At 41.2% G+C, this 24,180-nt stretch carries 25 protein-coding genes; 24 read left to right on the forward strand and 1 reads right to left on the reverse strand.

What is annotated here, in order from left to right; all coding sequences use genetic code 11:
• Nucleotides 1–228: 228 nt before the first annotated feature.
• The 20 genes from R8P61_37365 (at nucleotide 229) to R8P61_37460 (ending at nucleotide 20,244) form a co-directional block, all read left to right on the forward strand.
• Entirely contained in the window at nucleotides 229–2,013 is a 1,785-nt protein-coding gene (locus tag R8P61_37365) for a serine hydrolase (protein ID MDW3652809.1), read from the forward strand.
• A 140-nt stretch (nucleotides 2,014–2,153) separates the two neighbouring features.
• A complete protein-coding gene (locus R8P61_37370; protein MDW3652810.1) occupies nucleotides 2,154–3,278 on the forward strand; it encodes a two-component regulator propeller domain-containing protein in 1,125 nt (374 codons plus the stop codon).
• A gap of 106 nt (nucleotides 3,279–3,384) precedes the next feature.
• Entirely contained in the window at nucleotides 3,385–3,963 is a 579-nt protein-coding gene (locus tag R8P61_37375; GenBank protein MDW3652811.1) for a TlpA disulfide reductase family protein, read from the forward strand.
• A gap of 184 nt (nucleotides 3,964–4,147) precedes the next feature.
• A complete protein-coding gene (locus tag R8P61_37380; protein MDW3652812.1) occupies nucleotides 4,148–4,693 on the forward strand; it encodes a hypothetical protein in 546 nt (181 codons plus the stop codon).
• A 49-nt stretch (nucleotides 4,694–4,742) separates the two neighbouring features.
• A complete protein-coding gene (locus tag R8P61_37385; GenBank protein MDW3652813.1) occupies nucleotides 4,743–5,816 on the forward strand; it encodes a hypothetical protein in 1,074 nt (357 codons plus the stop codon).
• Between the two features lie 250 nt (nucleotides 5,817–6,066).
• A complete protein-coding gene (locus R8P61_37390; GenBank protein ID MDW3652814.1) occupies nucleotides 6,067–7,038 on the forward strand; it encodes an alpha/beta hydrolase in 972 nt (323 codons plus the stop codon).
• Between the two features lie 197 nt (nucleotides 7,039–7,235).
• On the forward strand, nucleotides 7,236–8,018 hold the full coding sequence (locus R8P61_37395) for a nucleotidyltransferase domain-containing protein (GenBank protein MDW3652815.1): 783 nt from the start codon (nucleotides 7,236–7,238) through the stop codon (nucleotides 8,016–8,018).
• A gap of 551 nt (nucleotides 8,019–8,569) precedes the next feature.
• Nucleotides 8,570–9,526, forward strand: a complete 957-nt coding sequence (locus tag R8P61_37400) for an alpha/beta hydrolase (GenBank protein MDW3652816.1) — start codon at nucleotides 8,570–8,572, stop codon at nucleotides 9,524–9,526.
• Between the two features lie 66 nt (nucleotides 9,527–9,592).
• Nucleotides 9,593–10,111 (forward strand): hypothetical protein, encoded by a 519-nt coding sequence (locus R8P61_37405; GenBank protein MDW3652817.1) that lies wholly within the window; start codon nucleotides 9,593–9,595, stop codon nucleotides 10,109–10,111.
• A 73-nt stretch (nucleotides 10,112–10,184) separates the two neighbouring features.
• Nucleotides 10,185–11,006 (forward strand): methyltransferase domain-containing protein, encoded by an 822-nt coding sequence (locus tag R8P61_37410; protein ID MDW3652818.1) that lies wholly within the window; start codon nucleotides 10,185–10,187, stop codon nucleotides 11,004–11,006.
• 545 nt (nucleotides 11,007–11,551) lie between these two features.
• Nucleotides 11,552–13,030, forward strand: coding sequence for a serine hydrolase (locus R8P61_37415; protein MDW3652819.1), 1,479 nt, complete (start codon nucleotides 11,552–11,554; stop codon nucleotides 13,028–13,030).
• 34 nt (nucleotides 13,031–13,064) lie between these two features.
• Nucleotides 13,065–13,772, forward strand: coding sequence for an RHS repeat domain-containing protein (locus tag R8P61_37420; GenBank protein MDW3652820.1), 708 nt, complete (start codon nucleotides 13,065–13,067; stop codon nucleotides 13,770–13,772).
• Nucleotides 13,773–13,774: 2 nt separating this feature from the next.
• Nucleotides 13,775–14,434, forward strand: coding sequence for a CPBP family intramembrane glutamic endopeptidase (locus tag R8P61_37425; protein MDW3652821.1), 660 nt, complete (start codon nucleotides 13,775–13,777; stop codon nucleotides 14,432–14,434).
• A gap of 101 nt (nucleotides 14,435–14,535) precedes the next feature.
• On the forward strand, nucleotides 14,536–14,790 hold the full coding sequence (locus tag R8P61_37430) for a hypothetical protein (protein ID MDW3652822.1): 255 nt from the start codon (nucleotides 14,536–14,538) through the stop codon (nucleotides 14,788–14,790).
• Between the two features lie 251 nt (nucleotides 14,791–15,041).
• Nucleotides 15,042–16,172 carry an alpha/beta hydrolase-fold protein gene (locus R8P61_37435; GenBank protein MDW3652823.1) on the forward strand — a complete coding sequence of 377 codons (1,131 nt, stop codon included), beginning with the start codon at nucleotides 15,042–15,044 and terminating at the stop codon, nucleotides 16,170–16,172.
• 100 nt (nucleotides 16,173–16,272) lie between these two features.
• Nucleotides 16,273–16,875: a hypothetical protein gene (locus R8P61_37440; GenBank protein MDW3652824.1), complete on the forward strand. Its 603-nt coding sequence runs from the start codon at nucleotides 16,273–16,275 to the stop codon at nucleotides 16,873–16,875.
• A 137-nt stretch (nucleotides 16,876–17,012) separates the two neighbouring features.
• The gene (locus R8P61_37445) at nucleotides 17,013–17,867 is read left to right on the forward strand and encodes an alpha/beta hydrolase (GenBank protein MDW3652825.1); all 855 of its coding nucleotides are present in this window, start codon (nucleotides 17,013–17,015) and stop codon (nucleotides 17,865–17,867) included.
• Between the two features lie 40 nt (nucleotides 17,868–17,907).
• Entirely contained in the window at nucleotides 17,908–18,357 is a 450-nt protein-coding gene (locus tag R8P61_37450) for a GNAT family N-acetyltransferase (protein MDW3652826.1), read from the forward strand.
• A 110-nt stretch (nucleotides 18,358–18,467) separates the two neighbouring features.
• Nucleotides 18,468–19,334, forward strand: a complete 867-nt coding sequence (locus tag R8P61_37455) for a LytTR family transcriptional regulator DNA-binding domain-containing protein (protein MDW3652827.1) — start codon at nucleotides 18,468–18,470, stop codon at nucleotides 19,332–19,334.
• Nucleotides 19,335–19,434: 100 nt separating this feature from the next.
• A complete protein-coding gene (locus R8P61_37460) occupies nucleotides 19,435–20,244 on the forward strand; it encodes a cupin domain-containing protein (protein MDW3652828.1) in 810 nt (269 codons plus the stop codon).
• A gap of 78 nt (nucleotides 20,245–20,322) precedes the next feature.
• Here the strand turns inward: R8P61_37460 and R8P61_37465 are convergent, their stop codons facing one another.
• Nucleotides 20,323–22,026: a VWA domain-containing protein gene (locus tag R8P61_37465; protein MDW3652829.1), complete on the reverse strand. Its 1,704-nt coding sequence runs from the start codon at nucleotides 22,024–22,026 to the stop codon at nucleotides 20,323–20,325.
• Between the two features lie 96 nt (nucleotides 22,027–22,122).
• Between R8P61_37465 and R8P61_37470 the strand changes: the two genes are divergently transcribed.
• The 4 genes from R8P61_37470 to R8P61_37485 are packed head-to-tail and all read left to right on the forward strand — an operon-like array spanning nucleotide 22,123 to nucleotide 24,139.
• Nucleotides 22,123–22,473 (forward strand): Imm51 family immunity protein, encoded by a 351-nt coding sequence (locus R8P61_37470; protein ID MDW3652830.1) that lies wholly within the window; start codon nucleotides 22,123–22,125, stop codon nucleotides 22,471–22,473.
• Between the two features lie 18 nt (nucleotides 22,474–22,491).
• On the forward strand, nucleotides 22,492–22,932 hold the full coding sequence (locus tag R8P61_37475) for a hypothetical protein (GenBank protein MDW3652831.1): 441 nt from the start codon (nucleotides 22,492–22,494) through the stop codon (nucleotides 22,930–22,932).
• Nucleotides 22,933–22,944: 12 nt separating this feature from the next.
• The gene (locus R8P61_37480) at nucleotides 22,945–23,505 is read left to right on the forward strand and encodes a Crp/Fnr family transcriptional regulator (GenBank protein ID MDW3652832.1); all 561 of its coding nucleotides are present in this window, start codon (nucleotides 22,945–22,947) and stop codon (nucleotides 23,503–23,505) included.
• Nucleotides 23,506–23,560: 55 nt separating this feature from the next.
• Nucleotides 23,561–24,139, forward strand: coding sequence for an NAD(P)H-dependent oxidoreductase (locus R8P61_37485; protein MDW3652833.1), 579 nt, complete (start codon nucleotides 23,561–23,563; stop codon nucleotides 24,137–24,139).
• The last annotated feature ends 41 nt before the right edge of the window (nucleotides 24,140–24,180 follow it).

Below are 24,180 nucleotides of genomic sequence, written 5' to 3' on the forward strand. Positions count from 1 at the left end.
GTTCCGGATAGAAAGAAGGAGCTTTTCCCAATGAAGTAGCAATCGATTTTGATAGGATGGAAATGAAGGGCTTTGAGTAACCTAAGGCCTTTACAATTTTTTACAGTCTTTTTACACTTGATAACTCAGACTACCGATTCTATATGATAGTTTTGAAATAGGATCCTATTGATATCCTTCAAATACCAAAGATTGGGGAAAGCATCAAGCAATTGAAAAGACCATAGCATGACTAAAAATCTTCTATACATAATTCTTATCCTGCTGCCACTTTCGCTAGCTGCTCAGGAAAAACCGAAAAGTATTGAGCGATTTGTGGATGAAATAGACAAAAAAATACCGCAAATGCTGGAAGATTTTTCTATTCCCGGAGCAGCTCTTGCCCTCATGGTGGATGGGGAGATTGTTCTTAAGAAAGCTTATGGCTTTGCCAATATTGAAAAAGGACTCAAGGTTGACATGCAAACCGGCTTTAATGTTGGCTCAATCTCTAAGACGGTAGCAGCCTGGGGAGTAATGAAATTGGTAGATGAAGGCAAGCTCGAGCTTGACAGTCCTGCAGAAAGGTATTTGACAAGATGGCACCTTCCCACATCAGAATTTGATTCAGATGAAGTTACCATCAGAAGACTCCTAAGCCATACGGCAGGCTTATCACTACCGAGTGTCTCAGCAGAACATTCTTTTGACGATCTGCCGAGCATTGTAGAATGGTTGAATGGTAAAAACGAAGGACTTGGGCCCGTGGAAATTATCCTGGAGCCTGGTAGCAAATGGGAGTATTCGGGAGGTGGCTATGGGCTGCTTCAACTTATCATGGAGGAAGTTAGCGGACAAAAATTTGAAGACTATATGCAAATGGAGGTTCTAGATCCTCTTGGAATGACCAATAGCAGCTTCAAAATAGACGAAAAAATAAGGGATCGATCTGCTACCCCCTATGATGCATTCGGTGAACCGACCAAATTTGGACTTTATACTGTTCAGGCTGCAGCTGGATTGCATACAACGCTTGAGGATTTTATACGATTTGCCTATGTCAGCCTTCCTGAACACAAGGAGCATACAAAATATAACCGCCTGTTGCCTCCGGAAACGGTCCGGCAAATGCTGGAGCCTTCTCCAAATACTACTATCAGAGCCTGGAAATATGGATTGGGATATCAATCCGTTCATCTGGAAAATTCAAATATCTTCATCGGACATGCAGGATCCAATATCGGCTGGGAAGCCAATTTCAGGATTGATGCCCCTTCAAAAACAGGCTTCATCATCCTCACCAATGGAGGAGCCGGAGGCAATATTTGCAACCCCATGTTTTGCGAACTAATCAATTGGAAATCCTCCAAAGCAAGCGGAGATGACTGCTGGCCCAGATTATCTATCGCAAACCTATTGTACCCAATCATTGAAGACAAAGGAACAGAGGATTTACATGCGAGCTACACAAACTTAAAAAAAGAACAATCAGAAGCCTATGATTTCTCTGAAAGCCAATTAAACAATCTGGGCTACCATTATATGGCAAAAGAGGAATTCGAAAAAGCAATTGCTGTTTTTAAGCTGAACACAGAGGTATTTCCCTATGCTTCCAACGTCTATGATAGCTATGGAGAAGCACTCTTAGCTAATGGATCTAAAAAGGAAGCCGTTGAGAACTACAAATATTCCATACGCTTGAATCCTGAGAACCAAAACGCCCTTAACATTCTGAAGAAATTGGGAGAATCCTTGGAGGATATTCATTTGAAGCTTCCGCTCGAACATCTCGAATTATTGGAGGGCGAATACCTTGCGACTTCAGGTACAGATAAAATAATTCGATATGCAGTTAGGAATGGGGAATTCTTGCGCGTCTACAAAGATAGTGACTTCACAAGCCGGCTCCTTCCGATTGCCAGGAATGAATTTGTATATATGGGTAGAGGCTTACATGTTGTTTTTGATACCAAAGACCCTAATTCGATAATCCTGAAGGTTCCGGGAGAAGGGGAATTCAAGAAGATAAAGTAATAGAGACTAATTTGCTTATAGCAGGCAGGAAAGCTCTCTAAAGCAGACTTTAGTATAAAAAATATGATATTCTTAGCGACTAAACTCAGCTAAGACCTATAGCACAGCAAGCTTTTAATAGAGCAAAAGAACAGAAGAACATGGCAACATATTTCTACCAGAAGCTATTTTACATCTTGCTTTTAGCTGGATTCACGATGAATTCCTGCAAAGGCCAGGTGAATACAAGCACGACCAGGGAGTCAGTAAAAATTCCAAAAACTGGCCCGGAAATCATAGGAACTCCTCCCCCTCCGAATCCAGAACATAATCCATACAATGACTCCAATCTTGTAAGCCAGTATATTAGAGCCATTTTTGAGGATTCTAAAGGGAATTACTGGTTCGGTCCAGCTGGCCAGAGTGTCGCCAGATATGATGGGGAAACCCTGGAATACTTCAGTAAGGCTGCGTTTTTTCAGGGCAACAATAAAATAGAGGGCGAAAATGGTCATAGCGTTCATGCGATAGCTGAGGACAAACTTGGCAATATATGGTTTGGAACAAACCTGGGGGTCATCAAATATGATGGGGAAAGCTTTAGAAGCTATGAAGAAAATCAGGGACTAAACAATATCAGAATTGGTCGAAAAAGTATTCTCTCAGACAAATCAGGGGAGCTTTGGGTTGGTACTCATGCAGGTGTTTTTCGATATCTTCCCTCTGCTGACAGCCTGGGAGGTCAAAGCTTTTCGCAATTTCGCTTGCTTCCCCCTATACATGTAACAGATATCATGGAAGACAAGCAGGGAAATATATGGTTTGCTTCACAAAATCAAGGGGTCTTTCGGTATGATGGAAAAGCAGTTGAAAACCTTAAAACAAAAGAAAGCCTGGGCGATAATTATGCAGGGGGCCTGGCAGAAGATAAGGAAGGAAATATCTGGTTTACGATGAGAGATGGGATTTGCCGATATGATGGAGAAAGTTTTAGAAGTTATACAACTGAAGACGGATTAGGAGGAAGTGAAATTTGGGGGATATTAATAGAAAAATCGGGCATTATATGGATTACCGCCAGAGGTAGCACCACGAGATTTGATCCGTCTCTTCCTCATTCAAATCCAAAAGCATTTACTGTCTTTACCGTTGCAGATGGACTTAATTGTTGTGTGCAAAGTATGCATCAAGACAGATCCGGTAATATGTGGTGGGGTACGGGGCAAGGACTTTATCGATTTGATGGCAAAGGCTTTTATCAAGTTAAACAAGATGGCCCCTGGTAGTAAAAAGGAAAGGAGACAAAAAATAGATGGGAAATAATTACAATTGAGTGCAACCTATTCCGGGGCAAAAGACAACTATCCTTAGTAAAGGATAAATTCAATTGCCATGAATAAGCTCAATGTTAACTTAGCTTTCCTAAAAAACTGCTGGATCTCCATATTCTTATTGATCAGCCTCCATAATTTAGAATGTGTAGGGCAATCATCTGAAAAAGTCCTGATCGCGGATTCTAGCATGAATCATCCTGACATAGAGAGTATTCTGGAGCTACCCTATTTTGAAAACAAGGTAGTATTCGTTGACTTTTGGTATACAAGCTGTTCTCCTTGTTTACAAGAATTCCCCTTTACACCAGATCTAAAAAACAGATTTAAGGACCAGGAACTTTCCTTTTTATATATCTGTGTTCCAACTACTGCTAAATGGAGCATAAAAAATGAAAAGACCTGGAGAGAATTAATAGAGAAACATAAATTGGAAGGTATACATGTAAAGGTTACCGATGCTTTTGCTGAGAATTTTTGGGAGAGTCATAAAGATTCTATTTCAGAAGATCTATTATATGCCTATCCAACATATTTACTTATAAATAAGCAAGGGGAAATAGTAAACTTCAGAGCCCCTCGTCCTTCGAAAAAGGAAATACTCTATCAGCAAATCGATAAACTACTCATTGAAGATTAAAGCTGAAGGAAGGCCGATTTATTTGTAAGATATTGACCTTAGCCCCTACTCTCCCCCATCCACTAATTTGAAGACTCCAAACCTCCTACAAAACGACTGCCTTGAATGGGGCAATAAGAGCCTAAGCATTTCAAAGCATTGCTGTAGACTATAGGTACAGTGGGAACATACATAATCAGACAAGATGACAAAAAAGATCAATCTCAGCTATATCGCATACCTATCTCTGGCAGTCTTCCTGAGTTGCTTTTTTCACGAATTTGCCCATTGGATTACGGGTGAATTGCTGGGAAATAAAATGTCCATGTCCATGAACACGGTCTCCCCGATTTCCGGTACTTATAAACATGCTTGGCATGCGAATATTATAACGATTTCCGGACCTTTATTTACCCTTGCTCAGGCAATTGTATTTTACTTTATCCTAAATAAAAACAAAAATCTGAATCTATATCCCTTTCTGTTTTTCCCATTTGTCTATCGATTTTTTGCCGGCCTGGCCAATATGTTTGAAGCAAATGATGAAGGGAGATTTGGTCTATCCTTTGGACTTGGCTTATATACGCTTTCCATCCTCATTAGCAGCTTCCTCTTCTTCCTCATTTTTAAATTCTCCCGGGATAACAAAATCGGGCTAAAATTTAACCTGATAAACTTCTTACTTTGCTCAATCTTCCTACTCCTGGTCGTCTTTGTAGACCAATATTTCAAAATTAAGATCATTGGCTAGGGTAGGATAAAACTTATTGGCGTTCAAAAAATTTAGCGATTTTAGCCAAATGAAAAGTCAATTACTTTTTACCCTTATATCAATCACTTGTTTTTTTCTGCCGGCAGATGAACAAATAAAAGTTTCCTGGACCAATTTCTTAGGAGATGAAATAGAGGACATTTATGGCATTGCCTCTAAAACATACTTCTATGAAGACGGAAAATTGCAAAAACTGGAGTTCCGCGATAAGAAAGGGCAGCTAATTTCTGAAGATAAATTTAGCAGTTTTTATCCTGCCGAATTCAGGTATACCTATGATTCTCAAGGGAATTATGTAAGTCGAGAAGCATATAATAATTCCGGGGACTTGATGGACCTTGATGGATATTACGATTCTTCCATCTTGAGATTTATCTATAATTCCAGCAATCAATTAGTAGAAAGACAGACGCTCGATAAGGAAGGAAAGCTTTTGGAAATGGGAGATTCAAAAATTGCAGTCATAAAATATATATATGATGAGCAAGCTCGCCTGACATCCGCCAGCAATTATGATGGATCGGGAAATGCCCTGGCAAATATTGCAAGGTATAAGTATCTGGAAGATGGGAAATTAAATAAGACCCAATTTCTGAACCTGTCCAATACCCTGATGTCGGAAATAGAATTTCAATATAGCGAGCATGGATTCTTGAAAGCTTATACACAAGTGTATCCCGAAGAAAACGAAACATACAGCCTTCAGTTTTCTTATGTAGACTCGGTATATACAACTCTTGATATCCATTCAAAACAAACAGGCATAAATAAGACCAAAAAAAGAGGCGTAAAAATGGACCTGGAGGCCTGGTATATGGAAGATTCTTTATTGCTGAATACCCCATTTCAATATCCGGGGGAAGGGGAATTTAAGATTTCCATAGGTCCTGATGGAACAGTTGAAAATCTTGAACCCATCACTGTAAGGGCTCCCAATGAATTTAAACAAGAGGTTTATGAGTTGTTCAGAAGGGTGAAACTCAAGAAGAAAAAAGGGATAAGAACTCCTGATACCCTAGGCCAGGTGGTGATTTCTATTCTGGAACCCTATTCAGGATTCGAGTTAATAGAATTTTTGAAAAACCCTCAACCCAATGATTGAGAGTTTGCTGTGCGCATCGCATCGACTCCTCCCCTTGCCTACCAACCTATAGCCGCAGGCATCATCCAGGCTATTCCTGATGAACTCAATCATTTTTGCGTCCAACAGCTTTGCAGCTTTATTGAATAAATTTGGTGTCCATTTCGACAGGATGTATAAGCACTTTGATATCCTTGATCACAATTAATGGTGCAAGCTGAGCATCTGATATAGATTGGCTGCATGATTAACAATCTTTATCCACCTCATCATGCAAAAAATATCCAAACTCTTCAGCTATTTGGCAAAAGCTATCGGACTCCTTTTGACCCTGGTAATTCTTGCGGGTTTTATATTCCGCCTATTTGCTCCTGAAGCAAAACCTCAGGGAGAATTTGTTGAGATGGGAGCTTTTGACTTACACATACATGCTACGGGAGAAAAAAGCCATAAACCGAGCCTTGTGATTGAAACGGGCCAGGCCTTGCCTGGCGAACATTACCACTGGTTGAGTGAAGGACTAAAAGATAGTTTACGGGTTATCCGCTATGACAGAGCCGGAATCGCATACAGCGACTTGAGTGGAACTCCCCGGGACCCGAAGACCATCGCTCATGAGTTGCATGAGTTATTAGAGAAATCGGGAGAATCTCCCCCCTATATATTGTTGGGGCACTCCTTTGGGGGGCTTTTTATCCGCGTCTATACTCAGCTCTATCCCGATGAAGTTGAAGGCATGATTTTTCTTGATTCCAGTCATCCGGATCAACGTGAGAGGCTCAATTATCCCAAACAAAAGGATTTCTCCTGGATCTTAAACACAGCAGCAGTTTTAGGCGATATGGGTATTCTCGGTCTATTTGATCGACTTAATGGCTCTATATTTTATGTTGAAGATTTTCCAGATGAAGTCAATAATCGTTTTCATGACTACACCCTGGACGGAAAATACTACCGTGGATACAGGGATGAAATAAAGTGGGAGTCTTACGTTTATGAGCAGGCCCGGGAAACAAAGGATTTTGGATCACTGCCCATTAGGGTATTTACGGCCAATAAAAGATACAATGGAGATGAGGCAAAGCCCGAATGGATAGAACTGCAAAAAGAGATTGCCGGACTTTCAACAGATGGGAAGCATTTCTTACTAAATGGTCATCATAATAGTGTGTACACAACAAAAAAGAATGCGGATATTGTATGTCATGAAGTCCTGAAGCTTGTCAAGGAATTAGGCTACTAAATGGATGGATATTCAACGAATCAGCTAAGCATACCTAAAAAGTCAGAAAACCGAAATTGAGAAATGCGCCAGCTAGAAAGTAGGACCTTATTTTGACTAAACTTATGCGCTTCTCTTTAAGCAGATTAACTTCCACACGCAACCTAAACTTCTCACAGCCGTACATCTGATAATTTTTTCACCTGTACTTCCAAATTATGATTCAACAAGAATTTGCCCTTCAAGCAAAAAAAATCTGGAGCAAAGAGGAAAACGTCATCGGATTGGCGGTGGGCGGTTCATGGCTGGTGGATGAGATCGATGAATTCTCAGACCTTGACCTGATCCTTGTTACCAGGAACAAAGTTTCTGATGATAGAGATCAAATGTTTGCATATGCAAAAAGCCTGGGAAATTATCTTTCAGGATTTACGGGCGAACATGTGGGGGAGCCCCGATTGTTGATTTGTCTCTATGACAATCCCCTATTACATGTAGATATCAAATTCCTGACTCTTGAGGAATTTAACGACCGAGTGGAAAATCCTCATCTACTCCTGGACAAAGAAGGGCAATTGCAAAAAGCCCTGGATAATTCAGAAGCACATTTCCCTATGCCGGATTACCAATGGATCGAAGATCGATTCTGGACCTGGATACACTATGCTTTATTGAAAATTGGGAGAGGCGAATACTTCGAAGCCTTTGACTTCCTGGGATTCCTGAGAATGCTGGTTTTAGGTCCCTTACTTCATATGAAAAACGGGAATTTGCCTCGCGCAGTGAGAAAGGTTGAAATGGATTTGGATAGCCAGGATTTGGAGGCTCTCAAAGCTAGCATACCTAGCTATGATCGGCAAAGCTTATTGGATAGTTTCAGACAGGCCATAACTTTATACAGACAATTGAGAAATACGCTTTTTGATGAAAGCATCCGGCAGCACAAAGTGACAGAGAAGAAGGTATTGGAATATTTTGATGAAATTGAGCAGAGGAAATAAATTGCAGGATGATTCCTGAATCCATAATCAGCATAGATATGCATACCTATACATTCACAATATGATAGGCGGTGGTGCTGGAGCCTCAGCAGCAGGATTGCTGCTTATTCTCTTGCTTGCTTTATCATTTATTAGTGCATCCTTAGCATTGATTGAAATAAAGAAGCAATTCAAGGCTAGTCGTGTGCCCATTGCATTGGGGCTTGTGTTTACCTTATTATCATTGGCCCTTAGTTTCTATTTTTCAAAGCTTGAGTTCTTCGCCGCTATTTTATTATTGATCATTTATCTCGCTGGTGGAGTTTTATGGAGGCCGATAAGTTGGAACTGGACCACTAAACTAGTAGGTCCACATTCAAAGCTTCTATCGCATGTCGTATTCACTATATTTTCCCTTATTCTTGTAACAGCCTCTCTTGCGGCAATAATATTATGTATAAATTTATTGGCGTATCTGGGGAGCAACTGACCTGAATAAATTTGCGAAACAGATTCATATTCACGAAACAAAGGTATAGCTTCTTTACTCCAAATTAAATCTTACACCCGCCATGTCCATAAAACTGCGCCTACTCCTCTGGTATGTAAACACCTTCAGAAAGACTGATCTTAGCATTTCACCTGCCCAGGCAAGAATAGATAATGCAAGGACGCTGGCACTTTTTAGGAAAATCATAGACTATGCCCCGATTGATTTAGCAGAAATCAGGGATGAGCAAATTTCGGTGCGAGATGGAGAAGAAATTTCGGTGCGCGTATACCGCCCATCTAATCAGCAAAATTTGCCCCTGATCGTTTTCTATCATGGAGGAGGTTTTGTATTGCGATCTATTGAATCCCATGATTTAGTATGCCGCAGAATATCCAGAGATAATCAGGCTGTAGTTGTATCGGTGGGATATCGTTTAGCCCCGGAACATAAATTCCCCATCCCTCATCAGGATTGTTATGATGCTACGCTTTGGGCAGTTAAACATGCTGAACAATTAGGCGCAAATCCGGATGAGCTCATCGTCATGGGAGACAGTGCAGGGGGAAATCTTGCTACGATCGTAAGCATTTTGGCCAGAGATTTAGGGGGACCAAGCATAAAGAAACAAGTACTCATTTATCCTTCTGCTGACGCTCGACTGAATCATCCTTCTATCGACACCTATGGAAGAGGCTATTTCTTGACACGGCCTCTCATGCAATGGTTTGTGGACCATTACAAAAGCAAAGAGGAAGACATCCTCAATCCCCTCATGTCTCCTTTGTTAACCGAAGATTTATCCAATCTACCCCCTACCTTCCTCTGTACGGCAGCTTTGGACCCCTTAAAAGATGAAGGAGCAGCTTATGCAAAAAGACTACAAGAAGCCGGGAATCAGCTTGAATTTAAGGAATACCCCAACGTTATTCATGGCTTCTTTAATATGCCTAAAGTCTCTAAAGAAAGTTTGGAGGCACATAGGGATGTTCAGAACTTTTTAGCGGCAGAGGTAAAAGAATCTGTTCGGAATACTTAGTTAGATAATCTAAAATTAACATCTATGGGGCTTGATGTTCTGCTAAGCTGTGACAAGAATAAGGAGATGCGTAATGATCCGAAGCACAAACACGGAACGAGCTCTTTGAGTAGTTCTTTTTGTCGCTTATTGACGGATAGTTGGAATATTCAACATGAGGAGCTCCACCTTATTCAAATTGGGAAAATATACAGCATAGATACTTCGATATTCTTCAGTTTGATGGAAAGCCCCGAAGAGGACTATGAATACAGATTACCGTATGCAAAATCAGAGCAGGAACGCCAACTTATCCTAAATGAAATCAAGATGAAGGAAGAGAAACTAGCCCATAATTTTCCTAAGGTCCGGGAAACACTTCTTTCCCTCATCGAAAAACTTCAGGATATCCCAAATCTGCCCCAATTGCTGAAAGAGTCCCCAAATGAACAATCAGCTTTAGCCTCATATTTTGCTGACTTCAACTCAAACCCGGGAGACGGATATATAGGGAATAATTTCGGGCAGGATTTGCGTAGTTTCAAGAAATATCTGGAACTAGCTGCTAGCTATGGTGCGACCCGTGTGTGGTTCTCCTTTGGCTAAGAAATCAAAGACTTTGAGGAAGTAAGCGAATCTGATGCTGGCCTTGGATACCTGAATATAAAAGAATACTAAAATGAAAAAGAAGCTGGACTACCAGGAAAGAGAGATAGCCAACATATTTGATGAAGTCACCCTCTGGTCAGCCCCATTCGGCAGGCTCTTGCTAGAACATATGCCTATGCAAGCGGGGGCCACAGTTTTGGACATCGGCTTTGGTACAGGTTTCCCTTTGATAGAATTGAGCCAGCGCTTTGGGGAGAAATCCCAAATCTATGGCATAGATATCTGGAAAGAGGGTATTCATCGAACACAGGAAAAAATTGACACCCTCGAGCTGAGCAATATTGAAATTCTGGAAGAAAGTGCTGAAAAAATCCGACTAGAGGATAAGCACATTGACCTCATAACCTCAAACCTGGGTGTCAATAATTTCGATCGGAAAGAGGAGGTTTACCAGGAAATTCACCGTGTGCTGAAAAAAGGAGGAAAATTGGCCCTTACCACCAATCCGATTGGCACCTTCGAAGAACTCTTTGATCTCTTTGCTACTATTTTCAAAGAGAAGAAGTTCTTGGTCGAAGGAAAGAAGCTGGAAAAATATATCAAACATAGAAATACAGCGGAAGGCATCATCTCGGAATTTGACCAATTTGGATTCAAACTCACGAAAGAAATCTCAGATGAGACCAATCATAGATTTGTCGATGCAGAAGCCCTGTTAAATCACAGTTTGATGCGGATCGGCTTCCGGGCATCCTGGGATAATTTACTTGAGGAGATGGATAAAAACCTTTTCTATGAAGATTTGCTCAAGAGAATCGGGAAAATTATTGAAACCGAAGGAGAATTTAGCATAAGAATCCCCATGCTCTACCTCGAATTTGAAAAAGTTTAAAGATATTTCCATCCGCAAATGAAGATAAACGTGGGCTTCAGTGGCTCCCATATAAGCTTCAAAATAAATTAAAGCTTTGCTTTCCTCCGACTGTCTTTAGGAAGGGAAATCTAGTCTGCTGCAAACTTCCTCTTGCCCAATGCTAACAATAGGCTGAACGAATCATAAAATGATAGGAATATTAGTCTCCCTTGCCATTTCCTGGCTACTCCTTTATCTACTGGAAAAGAAAAATCTTTGGGTTCTGGGATTTTTACCCAAGCAGAAAAGCTTAAGGGGTTTCTTTCTGGGATGCATATTTTCGGCTTTGCTATGTATATTTTTAAACTACTTCGAAGCATTCCTGAATCAACTGTATGAAAAAGGGATTCTGGAGAAAATACAGACAAAAAATGGAGACCTGTGGAAGAAAATTTAAAGCTGGAAATCATGCCCTATTCCCACACATTCATCCTCTCTTTCAAAGTTTTACACTCCTTTAACAATCTTTTACAAAGAAAAAGATAAAGGGGCTTGCATTCGGTTTATGTTTGGGAAAAATACTTATGACGACCTCCTATTTCCCGCACAGCCTCATTTCCCTATTAACTTTCTTCTTTTTAGCTTCCTGCCAGGGAGAATCCCAGCTAAAAGCCCAAAACGAAAAGCTTTCCTCCAAAGCTGAACAGATTGAAAATCTCATAGGCCTGTATTCGGACTATGGAGGCTTCAATGGATCTGTTTTAGTGGCGCATGAGGGAAAAATCTTGTATAAAGGAGGATACGGCAAGGCGAATATGGAATGGGACATTCCTAATGAGCTTGATACCAAGTTTCAAATCGCTTCTGTAAGCAAGCAGTTCACGGCTATGCTGGTTATGCAGCTGGTTTCAGAAGGCAAATTGGATCTACATGAGCCCATTTCTACTTATCTTCCTGATTACCCTACAGAAAAAGGAGATCAAATAAACATTCACCAATTACTGACCCATTCTTCTGGTGTCCCCAATGCCCAGGGAAAGGATAAAGCTTTTCTCCCAAAAGATATGGTCAATCAGTTTGCAAATGACAAGCTGGAATTTTCTCCAGGAGAGAAATTTGGCTACAGCAATTCTGGTTATGTGCTCCTGGGATATCTGATGGAGACCCTAACAGAAAAAAGCTATGAGGAGCTCTTGAAGGAGCGAATTTTCGAGCCCCTTGGCATGGAAAATTCCGGATTCTACCGACACCGGGCTATTATCAATAAAATGTCCTCCGGCTATGTCAAAGGTTTTGGCGATTTTTTCGATATGGATAATACCGATGAATCTTCGGCTTATTCTGCAGGAGGGATTTATGCAACGGTAGAAGACCTGTATGTATGGGATCAGGCTTTGTATACAGAGAAACTCCTTCCTCAAGCCTACAAAGATCAGCTTTTCACGAAACACATAGCTGATCCGGGCTATGGAGGGCATTATGGCTATGGTTGGGAATTGATCGACAGAAAAGTAGGGGATAGCGATAGCCTCATAGAAACGATCAGTCATGGAGGGAGGATTGGGGGCTATTTAGCATCTATCAGAAGAATGCCTTCCAGCCGTTCCAGCATCATTTTACTAAGCAACACCAATTACGCCTTCCTCAATTCAATTTCTAAAGCAATTACCGGGATATTATACGATAAGCCATACAGCTTACCCCTAAAACCCCTGGCCTTATTTATGAATGAAGTCATAGAAAAAGAAGGCATCGATAAAGGTATTTCCTATTACAAAGAGCATAAAGATTCGGATGAGTATTATGTCTCGGAGCAGGAACTCATAATTGCAGGCTATAAAAAACTGCATGCAGGTAATGCCGAAGATGCTGCCAAAATATTCAAATTGAGTATACAGGTATTTCCTGATAGAGATAATCCCTATGACAGTTATGCGGAAGCCCTGATGGAATTAGGCGAAAGGGAAGAATCAATTAAATTCTACAAAAAATCGCTGGAGATAAATCCCAATAACCAAAATGCCGTAAGAATGATAGAGAAGTTGGAAAGAGATGAGCCCTGACTTACTCAGCACATAGCCCTAAACACAATTATCCATGATGGGAAGACTGCTCCTAATTTTTGCCACGATTTGCTTATGTACTTGTAAAAGTCCTCCTGCGAAAGAAAATGACAGCAGCCGAATCAAGCCGGATTCAGAAATAGAAGAAGGCTTCACGGCATTAAATCTCGAAGAATACCTTTCTGGTCATTTGCTCATAGGTAAAAAATCTAGCCTGAAAGGGCTTACCGCTCTCCATATAAAAGGGGATCGATCTTATGAATTTGATGAAAGGGGAAATATCCTTGCTGTCTATGACATCAGCAATAATTATACGGTTTACAGCTATGATGACAAGGATCGATTGGTCAAGTTTGAAATCAAACAACATACGCCTGCAGAAACCTATCATGAAGTGCTGTATACCTATTCGGGGACAGATTCGGTCATAGAAATCCAGAAGTCTTCAATAACCGATGGGGAAATGCGCTTAAGCGAAGCAGTCAAAGAGCATATTTCTCTCGATGCAGAAAGAGTAAAAGAGCTCTATTTCCTTAAAGAAAAAGACCATGAATTTTATATACATGAGGAGAAAGGCGAAATCCTGACTTATGAGGAAGATATGATATTCTGCTGTGGGGTACTTATGAAGGGGCAAAACAAATTGACCTATTTCATCAAGCAAAATGGGCGAATTGACAGCCTCATAATTAGAAGTATGGAAGAAGATAATGAGATGAAATTTGAATATGAGTACGACTAAGTATGGAGCATGAAACTCAAGCCTCCTCCGAGCGCAGAAAATGGCTGGAAATTGTAGCGGTAGCACTGACCGGTTTGGGCAAACCTATCTTTATGGACTTCCTGGACTGGCGCTTCTTCTACATCGCTACGGCTTGTTTAGGCTGGGCGGCATACATATTATACCGAAGCAAAAGTAGCCCGGGTATTTTGCAGTATTGGGGATTTCGCAGGGATAATTTCAAAGAGGTGTTCATGCTGCTCCTCCCCTATGTTTTATTGGCAAGTCTAGTTTTTGTCTTGCTGGGCCATTGGAGGGGAAGTCTAAACCTCTCCTGGCATATTCTTCCCATTATGTTGATCTATCCCATTTGGGGTGTCATTCAGCATTTTCTCATCCTGGCACTTTTTGGGGGAAATTTGCAGGAACAAATGCGTTACCCTATTCCCAAATGGCTCATTGTAATCCTTACTGCCTTCCTTTTTGCCATTGTACACTATCCCTTTCCCTTACTCATCGCAGGAACTTTTGTCCTCGCTCTTGTCTATGTCCTGGTTTATCTAAAATCACGCAACCTTTGGGTCCTCGGCATGTACCACGGCTTTCTGGGAGCTGTCTTTTTCTACAGCATTATGGAAAGAGATCCCTGGCTAGAGATATTTGGAGCATTGGGTTTGGCTTAAGGATTAAATTTTCTCTTTTTTGAGGCCAGAACATTGGATTTTTCGAACGGGAACTATGAAGCTATACGTTTTGCATTCAGAGAGATAAAAATTTGTTTCCTATGTCAAGCCTCTCCAATAAATTCTTCGAAAACAAATGGGTCAGAATCGGCCTCTACTTCGTATCTATCCTGGGAATAGGAGTCACGCTCGCAAATGGCTTCATCGATGGAAATTGGCCCCAAAGCTTCAGTGAAATCCTGATACCCCTACTGCTCGCTGTATATGTGATCCTGGATATTCTCCGAATGCAGGAAAAAAAGAAAGAATTAGCAAAAGAAGAAGAGGGTAAAATCGATGAAATAGGGAAGAATTGAAGTCCCATGAAAAGCTCTGTTCTTTATCCAAATCGGAGCAGTCTGATTCAGCTGAAATTTTAGTAAATTAGCTTTCCCTCCATTTTTGAAGTTCTTGTGAAGGAAATTAGGCCTGAATGAATTAAGAGGGGCAAACCCCGCCGCTGAGAAATAGGAATTACGACCTTCCCCTTTACTTAAATACATTGTAAAGACTTTCCTCCCATCTTATCTACACGAAAGCCACTATCTCTGTTTAATCAAAAAAAGAGATGATGAAACGCATAGTACAGAGTATCGTCTTACTGGTAGTCATGAGTAGCACTTACTCACAAGTAGACAAGTTTACAATCGGTGAGATCCACAGCTTTACGTCCGAGATTCTGAAGGAAGAACGAAAAATTGCCCTTTATCTCCCACAAGACTACCAGCAATCCGGCAAAAATTATCAAGTGCTATACCTCCTGGATGGTGAGTGGAATTTTCCTTTTGTGGCTAGTCTTTCAGAAAAATTAGTCGCAAGTGGCGATATGCCCCCTTTAATCATTGTAGGCATCCTCAATAACAACAGAAATAAAGACCTGACACCGCCGGGAAAAAATGACAATAAGACAAGATTTGGCGGAGGCGAATTTTTTCTCAAATTCCTGACAGAAGAACTCAAACCCTGGATAGAAGAGAAATACAGAACCCATCCCTACAGTATCCTCGCAGGACATTCCTTTGGAGGCTTATTCAGCATCTATGCTATGATGAAACAGCCGGATCAGTTTCAAGCCTTTATCTCTCTGAGCCCCAGCTTAGGGAGAAATGGTGAACAGCAAATTCGAATAGCCCAGGATTTCTTTCCGCAAAAAACGTCCTTTCCCAAGAGTTTGTACCTGGCTATCGGGGATGAAAGTGGCTATACCTACAGCAGCTCTCAAAAATTCCAGAAACTCCTTCAAAAGAAGCTTCCGGAGGAAATGAGGTTCAAATTTGAACTCCTGAATGAGGAAAACCATGTATCCATGACCATTGGAGGCTTTGTTCATGCTTTGAAGTTCCTGTATGAAGGCTATAATCCCGAACACTTAGGCAAGCTGGATGAGATTTTTTTAGTAGAAAGCCATTATGAAGATCTATCGAAAAGATATGGCCATCTTATCCCGATACCGGAACAATTTTACCAAACCTTCACTGCTGAACAGATTTCATTCAGGGATTATGAGTATGCCCTCTACATTCTGAGTAAATACAAAGCCGCTTATCCCCTATCCCTGGAGATGCTCGCTCAATATGCGACTGTTTACCTCTTAAAAGGAGAGTTTGAGGAGGCGAAAAAGTATTATATGCAATTGAAGGATCAGGGAGTAGAAGATGAAAATTTGGAAAAAATCCTGCAACAAATAGATCGGAAATAAAGTCCTGCCTGAAAATCCTGCTAATGTGATTTCTACCGTGAAATCATTTTTGGGTGTATCTTCGAATACTGAATCATAGCACAGATTTCAACGCACAATAATGAAATACTTTCTCCTCATAGCTTCATCTATCCTTTTTACTAGCTGCAATCCTTCCCCGAATCAAAAAAAGGGCGAAGTCTTAGAATCACTCGATACAGTCTCCAAAATGGAGCAGATACAGCTGAAAGCAATTCCAGAAACCCATTCCCCAAAAATAGACCTGGATGCTGCTTTAGCGGATGAATTAGATGATCACCTAACTGATCTTCGGGAGGGAGTACTTGGACTATGCTGCTATGACCTATTGGAGGTTCGTTTGAACTATGACTACTTCAGGGAATCAGTTGAAATCAGTGAAAAAGATAGCATGGAAATCAAGGTATATCGGGGAGGAAAGTCATTTTTCAAAACCTACTACAACGATCACCCAAAAGTAATGAGTGTAATCCTGTTTTCAGGCAGACTTCTGGAGAATGAAGCAATTGCAAATCCAGAGATTCAATTGGGAATGCCTAAAAACCAACTCTTGAATCTCTTATTTAAACCGAGTCCCTTGTTTGACAAGTTTACTCAAATGGATATTTATGAGAATGAATACGGAGATGCCTATACATCCTATGTATTTGCAGGAGATAGCCTTGCAGAGATTCATTTTCATTAGGGGGATGAAGGAACAAACAAGCTTTGAGGACAGCATCCAATCCAACTTTCTCTACTCCTTTCTTCAAATAATGCAACCCTTGTCCCAAAAATTCCCTCCTTCAAAAAGGATTTATTCACAGCAAAACTACCACCAACATGAATAAACGTTATACACTTGTATCCCTTTTCTGCTTTGTCATCCTTTTCGCTTACCCACAATCAGAAAATAGTCCAGAGGAATACACCTACGATAAGCAAAACAACCTAAAAATCTATTGCGTCAAACCCGCGGATTTCGACCCGGACAAACAATATCCGGCCATCCTCATTTTTCATGGCGGAGGTTGGTCCATCGGTGAAGCATCCTGGGGCTTTGGCAGTGCAAAACATTATGCAAGCAAAGGAATGGTCGCTTTTTCGGTGCAGTATCGACTTCAGGATTCCACGACTATCATTACTCCCTATGAGTCTGTACTCGATGCACAAACCGCTATTCGTTGGGTCAGAAATCATGCTGAGAAATTTGCAGTGAATCCCGATATGATAGCTGCCTATGGTTGGTCTGCAGGCGCTCATCTGGCCGCTTGTGCAGCAGTTTTCGAAAATCTCCACAAGCCCGACGAAAAAATTTCCAGTGCCCCCAATCTTTTAGCCTTAAAGTCCCCGGCCCTATCTCTCATGTTGTATCGCAATTTTCAGAGCAGACTGGGAGATAAGATTGCAGTGGAAAAGCTTTCACCTGCCGAACATGTTAACTCTCATACCCCTGCAAGCATCATTGTTATCGGAAAAACAGATACCGTAACTCCTCTGGAGGGCTCAGAATTGTTCCATAAAAATATGCAGGCCAATGGAAATGATTCGGAATTGCATGTATATGATGGTGTAGGTCATTTATTTACCCCATCTACTGAACCCGATGATGACTGGCCAAATCCAGATAAGAAAGTCGTTCAGCAAGCTCAGGACGCCATAGATGCTTTTCTCCTGAAACATGGTTATATTAAGTAAGCAAGACTGCATATTCTCCTGGCAATGAACCTTCCCTGATTTGATTCAAAAACTCGATCACAAAAACAGATCAATAGCCAAAGAGATACAAAGCCTCTTTTATGCTTCTTATTTGGTCGAAGCAAAAATTCTGGGGGCAAAAGAATTTCCCCCTCTTGAGCGGAAGCTCGAAGATTATATCTATGCGGATACAGAATTTTATGGCTATTGGAAAGGAGAAAAAATTGCAGGGATTATCGAAATAACAAAGGGAACAGTTAGCACTGAAATAGATAGCCTGGTCGTACATCCTGATCATTTTCGACAAGGAATCGCTAAACAGCTCCTAGATTTTGTGTTTAAAAACTTTGATTCAAAGCTATTCAGGGTCGAGACAGGTGCGGAAAATGAGCCCGCGGTAAAATTGTATGAAAAAGTAGGCTTTCGGGAAGAACGACAATGGGACACCTTCTTTGGGATACGAAAAGTCAGCTTTATCCTGGAAAAATAGTCTGGTCTTTTCTTTAACAATATGCCGATATAGCCGTTATTGCTATTAGATGTCCGTACCGGATATCTACTATAATTCTACGCTTATCTAGCGTAAACAATCAGGAATGCATGGCCAGCAACTCATTGTTTAGGGATGACCTACGAATTATGAATCTCCAGAACCTCCTGAAAACCCCTTTTCCAAGGCCCAGGTGGAATAAAAAGAATTTGCTCTGGCTGTCTCTCATCGGGATGAGCTGTAGCCTATTTATTATCCTATTCAAGCCTTTTGGGATTGAGAATGTAAATAAACAATGGTATTACGATCTCGTAATCCTGAGTATGGGAATCCTATTCATAGGTTCCTATCTTTTTATTGAAGGGCTCATCCCTAAACTCTTTCCTGGATTGTATAAAAACTGGAGCTTGTGGAAAGCCATTTTATGGTATAGCCTGGTGATGCTTTTTACAGGAGGAGTCTTATTTCTGTATAAAAGCTTCCTGGCAGGATTTAGTGACTTTACCCTGAGCGAGTATTTTTTTGTCATTGGCCGAACAGCCCTCATTATATTGACGGTTTCATTTTTCTCCCTCGGCCTCTATCAATACTTCAATAGAAAGACGCTTTCTGTCTTATCAAGTAGCGAAGCCTATGTTCTTACTTCTTCCCTGGGCAAATCTCTCAACATATACCCCAAAGATATTCTATACATCAGCAGTGATGATAATTATGTAGACATCCATTACTTGCAAGACGGGCTTCGAAAAAAAGAAGTGCTCCGAGCCAGTTTGAAAAACGTAGAAGCCCAAGTCGTCAATGTGATGAATCCCATTTATCGCTGCCACAGGAGTTACCTCATTAATGCAGATCAGGTAGAAATCCAAAACAGTAGCTCTAGAAATATGCGCCTATCCCTCAAAGGATATGAGGATGAGATACCGGTTTCCCGCCAATATGTAGACCGCATCAAAAAAGTCCTGTCTACTGACCCCTAAAAGCTGTTCATTCGCCACATAGCAAGATAAAGGCATGTAATTCTATCATCTCTTTGATTCATTTGTGTACGTCAAATCACAAATGTTTAATCAATACCCTATGAAAAATTTGCTGGCCTCAATCCTGATTTTTCCGTTTTTATTTCAGTTTCATCTTGTATTGGCTCAACCCATGCTCAAGGATGAAAAGAAAAAAGAAATTAGTGCAGTCGAAATCATCGAAAGCTATGTGGCTGATTATCGAAAGGACCGATATGCGGCCGAAGCTATGACTTTCGGAATCGAAATTCCGGAAGAAGGAAGCTGGACCGTCAAGGTAAGCGGGGAAAAAATTGGTGATGAATGGGAGGTATTGCTCACAGAAGGTATACCCGATACCAAGACCTTCATTTACAAAATAGAATCAGAAACTTTGCAAGGCATATATGAAGGGAATCTCAATGCGCTGACCGCACAGGGAAAAGCCTTTTCCGGAGATTATACGCCCATGAGCATATATATGATGGAAGGATTCGAGCCTACCATGCAAGAGTACAATAAGATCAATCCTTTTTCCTTCCATTTTTGGACCAAAGGTTTTCCAGAGATTGTACCCTTCGGCGAGGGACTGACCCGAAAAGCTCATGGTTCCAATTTTGTAGTTTTCTATTATGAGAAAGGTTTGCGTACGGCCTGGTATCGGGTCTTACCTCAGGAGAAAGTCAGACATGATCCCCGAGAGCAAGCCATGCCTTTCCCGATGATGGTAGTTGGGATAAAAGGCACAACAGAAGGAGAAGTGGATGGAAAGCGAGTAAGTCTTCCGGCAGGGAATACCCTCTTCATTCCTCCCAATGTTCACCACAAATGGTGGAATGAAACGGACGAAGCAACCGAAGCGATTCTGATCATGTTTGGAGATGGTGCCTAATTCTACCTAAAGCTTACAGTTCCTGGCCGTACTAAAATAATCGTACGGCCAGTATTTAGCTTTACCCCATGAAATGGATCAGAAATCGAAAAACCTTTCCAGAATTTGCCCTACTTCGATGCGGGCCCTAAACTCCCGAGGAGTCGATCCCGCCAGTCTTATCGGCTCAAGGAAAAACTCATAATTGCCAGGCAACAATACAATTTCTCGGGGCTCGCTGGATGAACTTCCGGAAATCCGCTTATTGTAAATGGTTTTTCCATTCGATTTTATCAGGAGATCGAACGTTTGAGATTTCCCTTCATGCTCTCCTCCAATCCGTATTTTCCCCGTTTCAAAATCGTGTTTCAATTCGATCTTTTCCCCTGACATAATTTTTACTTCTTTTTCTACATACTCCCAATTCTCTCCGTGAATATGTCTGGGCCGATATCGAACCTCATAGCTTCCGGGGCTTAGTTTTTCGCTCAAAGGATTTGAGTTAGGAGAGGTATAGGTCCTTCCCCCTCCTACGGATTTTTTCTTTTCAGTATCCAGTGAATTAACATGAATCACACAATCCCAGAGTTCCCCATTATTAGTGACAAGAATAGACAAATCTCCGTACTCGAAATTATGCGAGAGTTTTAGGCTTTCTCTCGAACGTACTTCCACATGCTCAAAACTATATGCTTTTGCTGCTCCTTCTATTTTTCCGGCAGAAAGATGGACATCATAGAGACCCGGACTTAATTCTTCGATCAGGGGATTGCTTTTCTCGGAGGTATAGGTCCTTCCTCCCCCTACACTTTTGCTTTCGTCTGCAGCCGTAATATTAACTACACAATCCCAAATCGCTCCATTAGCTGTAGTAAAGACGGAGATTTTTCCTGCCGTAAAATCTAGTGCTACTTCTTTGATTCCTTGCTCGGGAACAATCACTTCTTTTTCCCAGATTGACTGGGCTTCTGTTCCCAATGGAATGGCCTGGATATGATACTTCCCGGGAGGAATGCGGAACATAGCAGGATTGCTTTCTTCCTCTCTATATGTCCTCACAGAAATAAAATCCTTATCCTCATTTAAGCGGTAGATTTTCACTGAAGCATCATGTAAGTCTCCATCTTTGCTGACTTTCACACTCAATCTTTCAGGCAGTACTTCCTCTTCCAAGTCTACCGCTCTTTCAAGTGCTTCCCTCAATTCAGCTCCATTTGCTGCATCCAGGTACAATCCATCTCCAGCTTCAGCAGCACATTCCAAAGCCAACTTATCCGATTCCCCGATATCAAAGCCTACGATATGCAAGACAAAATCAACCCCTGCTTCCTTCGCAGCTTTTACCACCGCACATAAATCGCCCCCACATGACTCGGCTCCATCGCTCACAAGAATAATAGTAGCTTGTTCGCCTCGGGTTTTGAGTTTTTCAATTACCTGCAAAGCCGTATTTGCCAAAGGAGTTTTGCCTAGCGGTTGAATCTCTGCCAAAATTTGATTGATCTGCTCCCGATTGCCGGGTTCAGCCTCCATAAATTGCTCTATATCTTCACAATCACTCTTTCGTCTATGCCCATAAGCTACCAGTGACATGGGCTGTTCAGGAGCCATTTTTTCTGTGAGCTCAGCTACCACTGATCTGGCAATCGCAATTTTGGCTTTCCCATCGATTTGTCCCCACATACTTCCACTCCCATCCATAATCAGAATGATAGGCTTCAATTCCTGATTTTCTACCTCCTGTGCATACGAAACAAAGGGAAGACATAAGATCAAAAAAAGACTATAAATAATGGATTTCATCTGTTTATCTTTGAAAGACAAGTTCTCATTGCCGAGACTTTCATGAAATCCCTCATATGGGGTAATCCTTTATATCTGAACACAATTTTATCATACATGAAAACCAAAATTCCTTTTTATACGCATCAGGAAGACGGAGACTTTGCGATTATTGCAGCCATTGATAGCAATGAATTATTAGAGACGTATTATCCTTTTTTCGAAAAGCATGGGTATGAAGGCAATGGATATTGCTGGGAAGGGCACATCATTCAGATTTTGGAGAAAGAGGATAAAAATTTATTGGATCACCTAGAATTTGATCCGGAAGGTAGTGGCTTTTATGCTTATGCAGATTCAGAATCAACTCAGAAAAAATTTATGGAGATTCTGGGGCCTATTTTCTCTGACTTAAGTCTGCTGGAAACCTATGTAACTTCTGCTGATAGAAGTCGTATCGACGATTAATCGATTGGCATATCTCTTATGGAAAACAGTTACAAGACCAGGCTTGAAATACAATGCTCTGTTGAACGTTTTTTCACAGCTATCAGTCAACAATTGGGCGATTGGTGGGGAAAGCAGGATAAGGGGATTGAAGGAGTAGGAACAATCTTCACGGTTTCCTGGGGCGAACCCTGGTATCAATTCAAAGTAATCAAATTCATACAGGATCAGGAAATGATCTGGGAGTGTATAGATGCCAATCAGAAGATCAAGGGATTGACAGGAGTTGAAAAAGAATGGGTGGGGACCAAAGTCCACTGGAAGCTGGAAGGCCTCTCAGAGAATCAAAGTCGCTTAATTTTTCAACATGAAGGCCTGGTCCCGGATTTCCTTTGTTTCAATTTTTGTTCCTCGACCTGGGAACACTTTCTGAAAGACAGCCTTCGCAATTATTTAGAAACTGAAAAATCAGAAGCATAATTTCACACCTTGATGAAAGCCATTCTACAATCCTTCCAGTTGCTTACCGAAGAGGAAATTGAAGCCTTTCAAGACATGCTGGTTCCCAAAAGATTAAAAAAAGGGGAATACTTTATACAGGAAGGAAGGGTTTGCAGGGAAATTGCTTTCATAAGCTCGGGCTTTTTCAGATCTTACTATTTTTCTTCCAGCGGAGAAGAACTCACCTATTGCTTCACCTTCCAACAATCCTTTCTGGCGGCATATTCCTCCTTTATAACTCAAGAGCCAACCCAGGAAAATATTCAGGCCATGATGGAGGTAGAGATGTTGACGATTTCAAGAGAAAAAATCATAGCCTTGGAGAATAGCAGTTCCAATTGGTTGAAGGTATTCAAACGCATGGCGGAAGAAGAATATGTAAAAATGGAGAAACGTATCTTCCTATTGCAGAAAGAAAGTGCGGAGACTAAATACCAGGACCTCTTGAAACATCATCCGGATTACCTCAATCTCATTCCCCTGAATTACCTCGCCTCCTACCTGGGAATCACCCAAAGACACCTGAGCAGAATTCGGGCTTCTGCGAATTAGACAAATGTCCTTTTGTCCAGGATAGCCTCTGTTTTTCTTTGCTGAAAAGTAAAGAATGAAAAAAATCCTCATCATCAATGGACATCCAGATAAAGAAAGTTTCAACTATGCACTTTCAAGAGCCTACCAAGAAGGCGCGAGCTTAACAGATGCCCAAATTTCTCAACTCAATTTGGCTGAATTGAAATTTAATCCCAACCTTCAATACGGCTATAGAAAACGAACAGAATTAGAACCAGATCTACGGGATGCAATTCAAAAAATAAAAGAGGCAGATCATCTTGTATGGGTCTTTCCCATGTGGTGGTACAGCATGCCAGCCCTCATGAAAGGCTTTATTGATCGAAGCTTTCTCCCGGGTATAACCTTCGAAAACATCAAGGGCAAGGCTTTCCCCAAAAAACTTCTGAAAGGGAAATCAGCCAGACTCATTATTACTGCCGATACGCCCAGATGGTATGACCGTATCTTTATGAGAAGCCCTGCGATCCGACAATTCAAAAAAGGGACCCTCGAATTCTGTGGGATCAAAGCGGTAAAGCTGACCTACATAGCAGTTATTAAAGGCTCTACTCAGGAATTCCGGGAAAAATGCTTGAAAAAGATTCGTTCTCTGGGGGAAAATTTAAACTAAAGCTGTCTTCATCTAGTCTTTTATGCCTGAAGACATACATC

This window comes from Bacteroidia bacterium (genome assembly GCA_033391075.1).
Lineage (GTDB): Bacteria > Bacteroidota > Bacteroidia > J057 > J057 > JAWPMV01.

What these genes read in the sequence shown, in the direction of transcription:
- R8P61_37405 (MDW3652817.1), top strand. Translation starts at nt 9,593, where the DNA reads ATGCGTAATGATCCGAAGCACAAACACGGAACGAGCTCTTTGAGTAGT.
- R8P61_37410 (MDW3652818.1), top strand. Translation starts at nt 10,185, where the DNA reads ATGAAAAAGAAGCTGGACTACCAGGAAAGAGAGATAGCCAACATATTT.
- R8P61_37425 (MDW3652821.1), top strand. Translation starts at nt 13,775, where the DNA reads ATGGAGCATGAAACTCAAGCCTCCTCCGAGCGCAGAAAATGGCTGGAA.
- R8P61_37390 (MDW3652814.1), top strand. Translation starts at nt 6,067, where the DNA reads ATGCAAAAAATATCCAAACTCTTCAGCTATTTGGCAAAAGCTATCGGA.
- R8P61_37440 (MDW3652824.1), top strand. Translation starts at nt 16,273, where the DNA reads ATGAAATACTTTCTCCTCATAGCTTCATCTATCCTTTTTACTAGCTGC.
- R8P61_37455 (MDW3652827.1), top strand. Translation starts at nt 18,468, where the DNA reads ATGGCCAGCAACTCATTGTTTAGGGATGACCTACGAATTATGAATCTC.
- R8P61_37400 (MDW3652816.1), top strand. Translation starts at nt 8,570, where the DNA reads ATGTCCATAAAACTGCGCCTACTCCTCTGGTATGTAAACACCTTCAGA.
- R8P61_37395 (MDW3652815.1), top strand. Translation starts at nt 7,236, where the DNA reads ATGATTCAACAAGAATTTGCCCTTCAAGCAAAAAAAATCTGGAGCAAA.
- R8P61_37485 (MDW3652833.1), top strand. Translation starts at nt 23,561, where the DNA reads ATGAAAAAAATCCTCATCATCAATGGACATCCAGATAAAGAAAGTTTC.
- R8P61_37445 (MDW3652825.1), top strand. Translation starts at nt 17,013, where the DNA reads ATGAATAAACGTTATACACTTGTATCCCTTTTCTGCTTTGTCATCCTT.
- R8P61_37385 (MDW3652813.1), top strand. Translation starts at nt 4,743, where the DNA reads ATGAAAAGTCAATTACTTTTTACCCTTATATCAATCACTTGTTTTTTT.
- R8P61_37365 (MDW3652809.1), top strand. Translation starts at nt 229, where the DNA reads ATGACTAAAAATCTTCTATACATAATTCTTATCCTGCTGCCACTTTCG.
- R8P61_37480 (MDW3652832.1), top strand. Translation starts at nt 22,945, where the DNA reads ATGAAAGCCATTCTACAATCCTTCCAGTTGCTTACCGAAGAGGAAATT.
- R8P61_37465 (MDW3652829.1), bottom strand. Translation starts at nt 22,026, where the DNA reads ATGAAATCCATTATTTATAGTCTTTTTTTGATCTTATGTCTTCCCTTT.
- R8P61_37470 (MDW3652830.1), top strand. Translation starts at nt 22,123, where the DNA reads ATGAAAACCAAAATTCCTTTTTATACGCATCAGGAAGACGGAGACTTT.
- R8P61_37420 (MDW3652820.1), top strand. Translation starts at nt 13,065, where the DNA reads ATGATGGGAAGACTGCTCCTAATTTTTGCCACGATTTGCTTATGTACT.
- R8P61_37375 (MDW3652811.1), top strand. Translation starts at nt 3,385, where the DNA reads ATGAATAAGCTCAATGTTAACTTAGCTTTCCTAAAAAACTGCTGGATC.
- R8P61_37475 (MDW3652831.1), top strand. Translation starts at nt 22,492, where the DNA reads ATGGAAAACAGTTACAAGACCAGGCTTGAAATACAATGCTCTGTTGAA.
- R8P61_37430 (MDW3652822.1), top strand. Translation starts at nt 14,536, where the DNA reads ATGTCAAGCCTCTCCAATAAATTCTTCGAAAACAAATGGGTCAGAATC.
- R8P61_37460 (MDW3652828.1), top strand. Translation starts at nt 19,435, where the DNA reads ATGAAAAATTTGCTGGCCTCAATCCTGATTTTTCCGTTTTTATTTCAG.
- R8P61_37370 (MDW3652810.1), top strand. Translation starts at nt 2,154, where the DNA reads ATGGCAACATATTTCTACCAGAAGCTATTTTACATCTTGCTTTTAGCT.
- R8P61_37435 (MDW3652823.1), top strand. Translation starts at nt 15,042, where the DNA reads ATGATGAAACGCATAGTACAGAGTATCGTCTTACTGGTAGTCATGAGT.
- R8P61_37380 (MDW3652812.1), top strand. Translation starts at nt 4,148, where the DNA reads ATGACAAAAAAGATCAATCTCAGCTATATCGCATACCTATCTCTGGCA.
- R8P61_37415 (MDW3652819.1), top strand. Translation starts at nt 11,552, where the DNA reads ATGACGACCTCCTATTTCCCGCACAGCCTCATTTCCCTATTAACTTTC.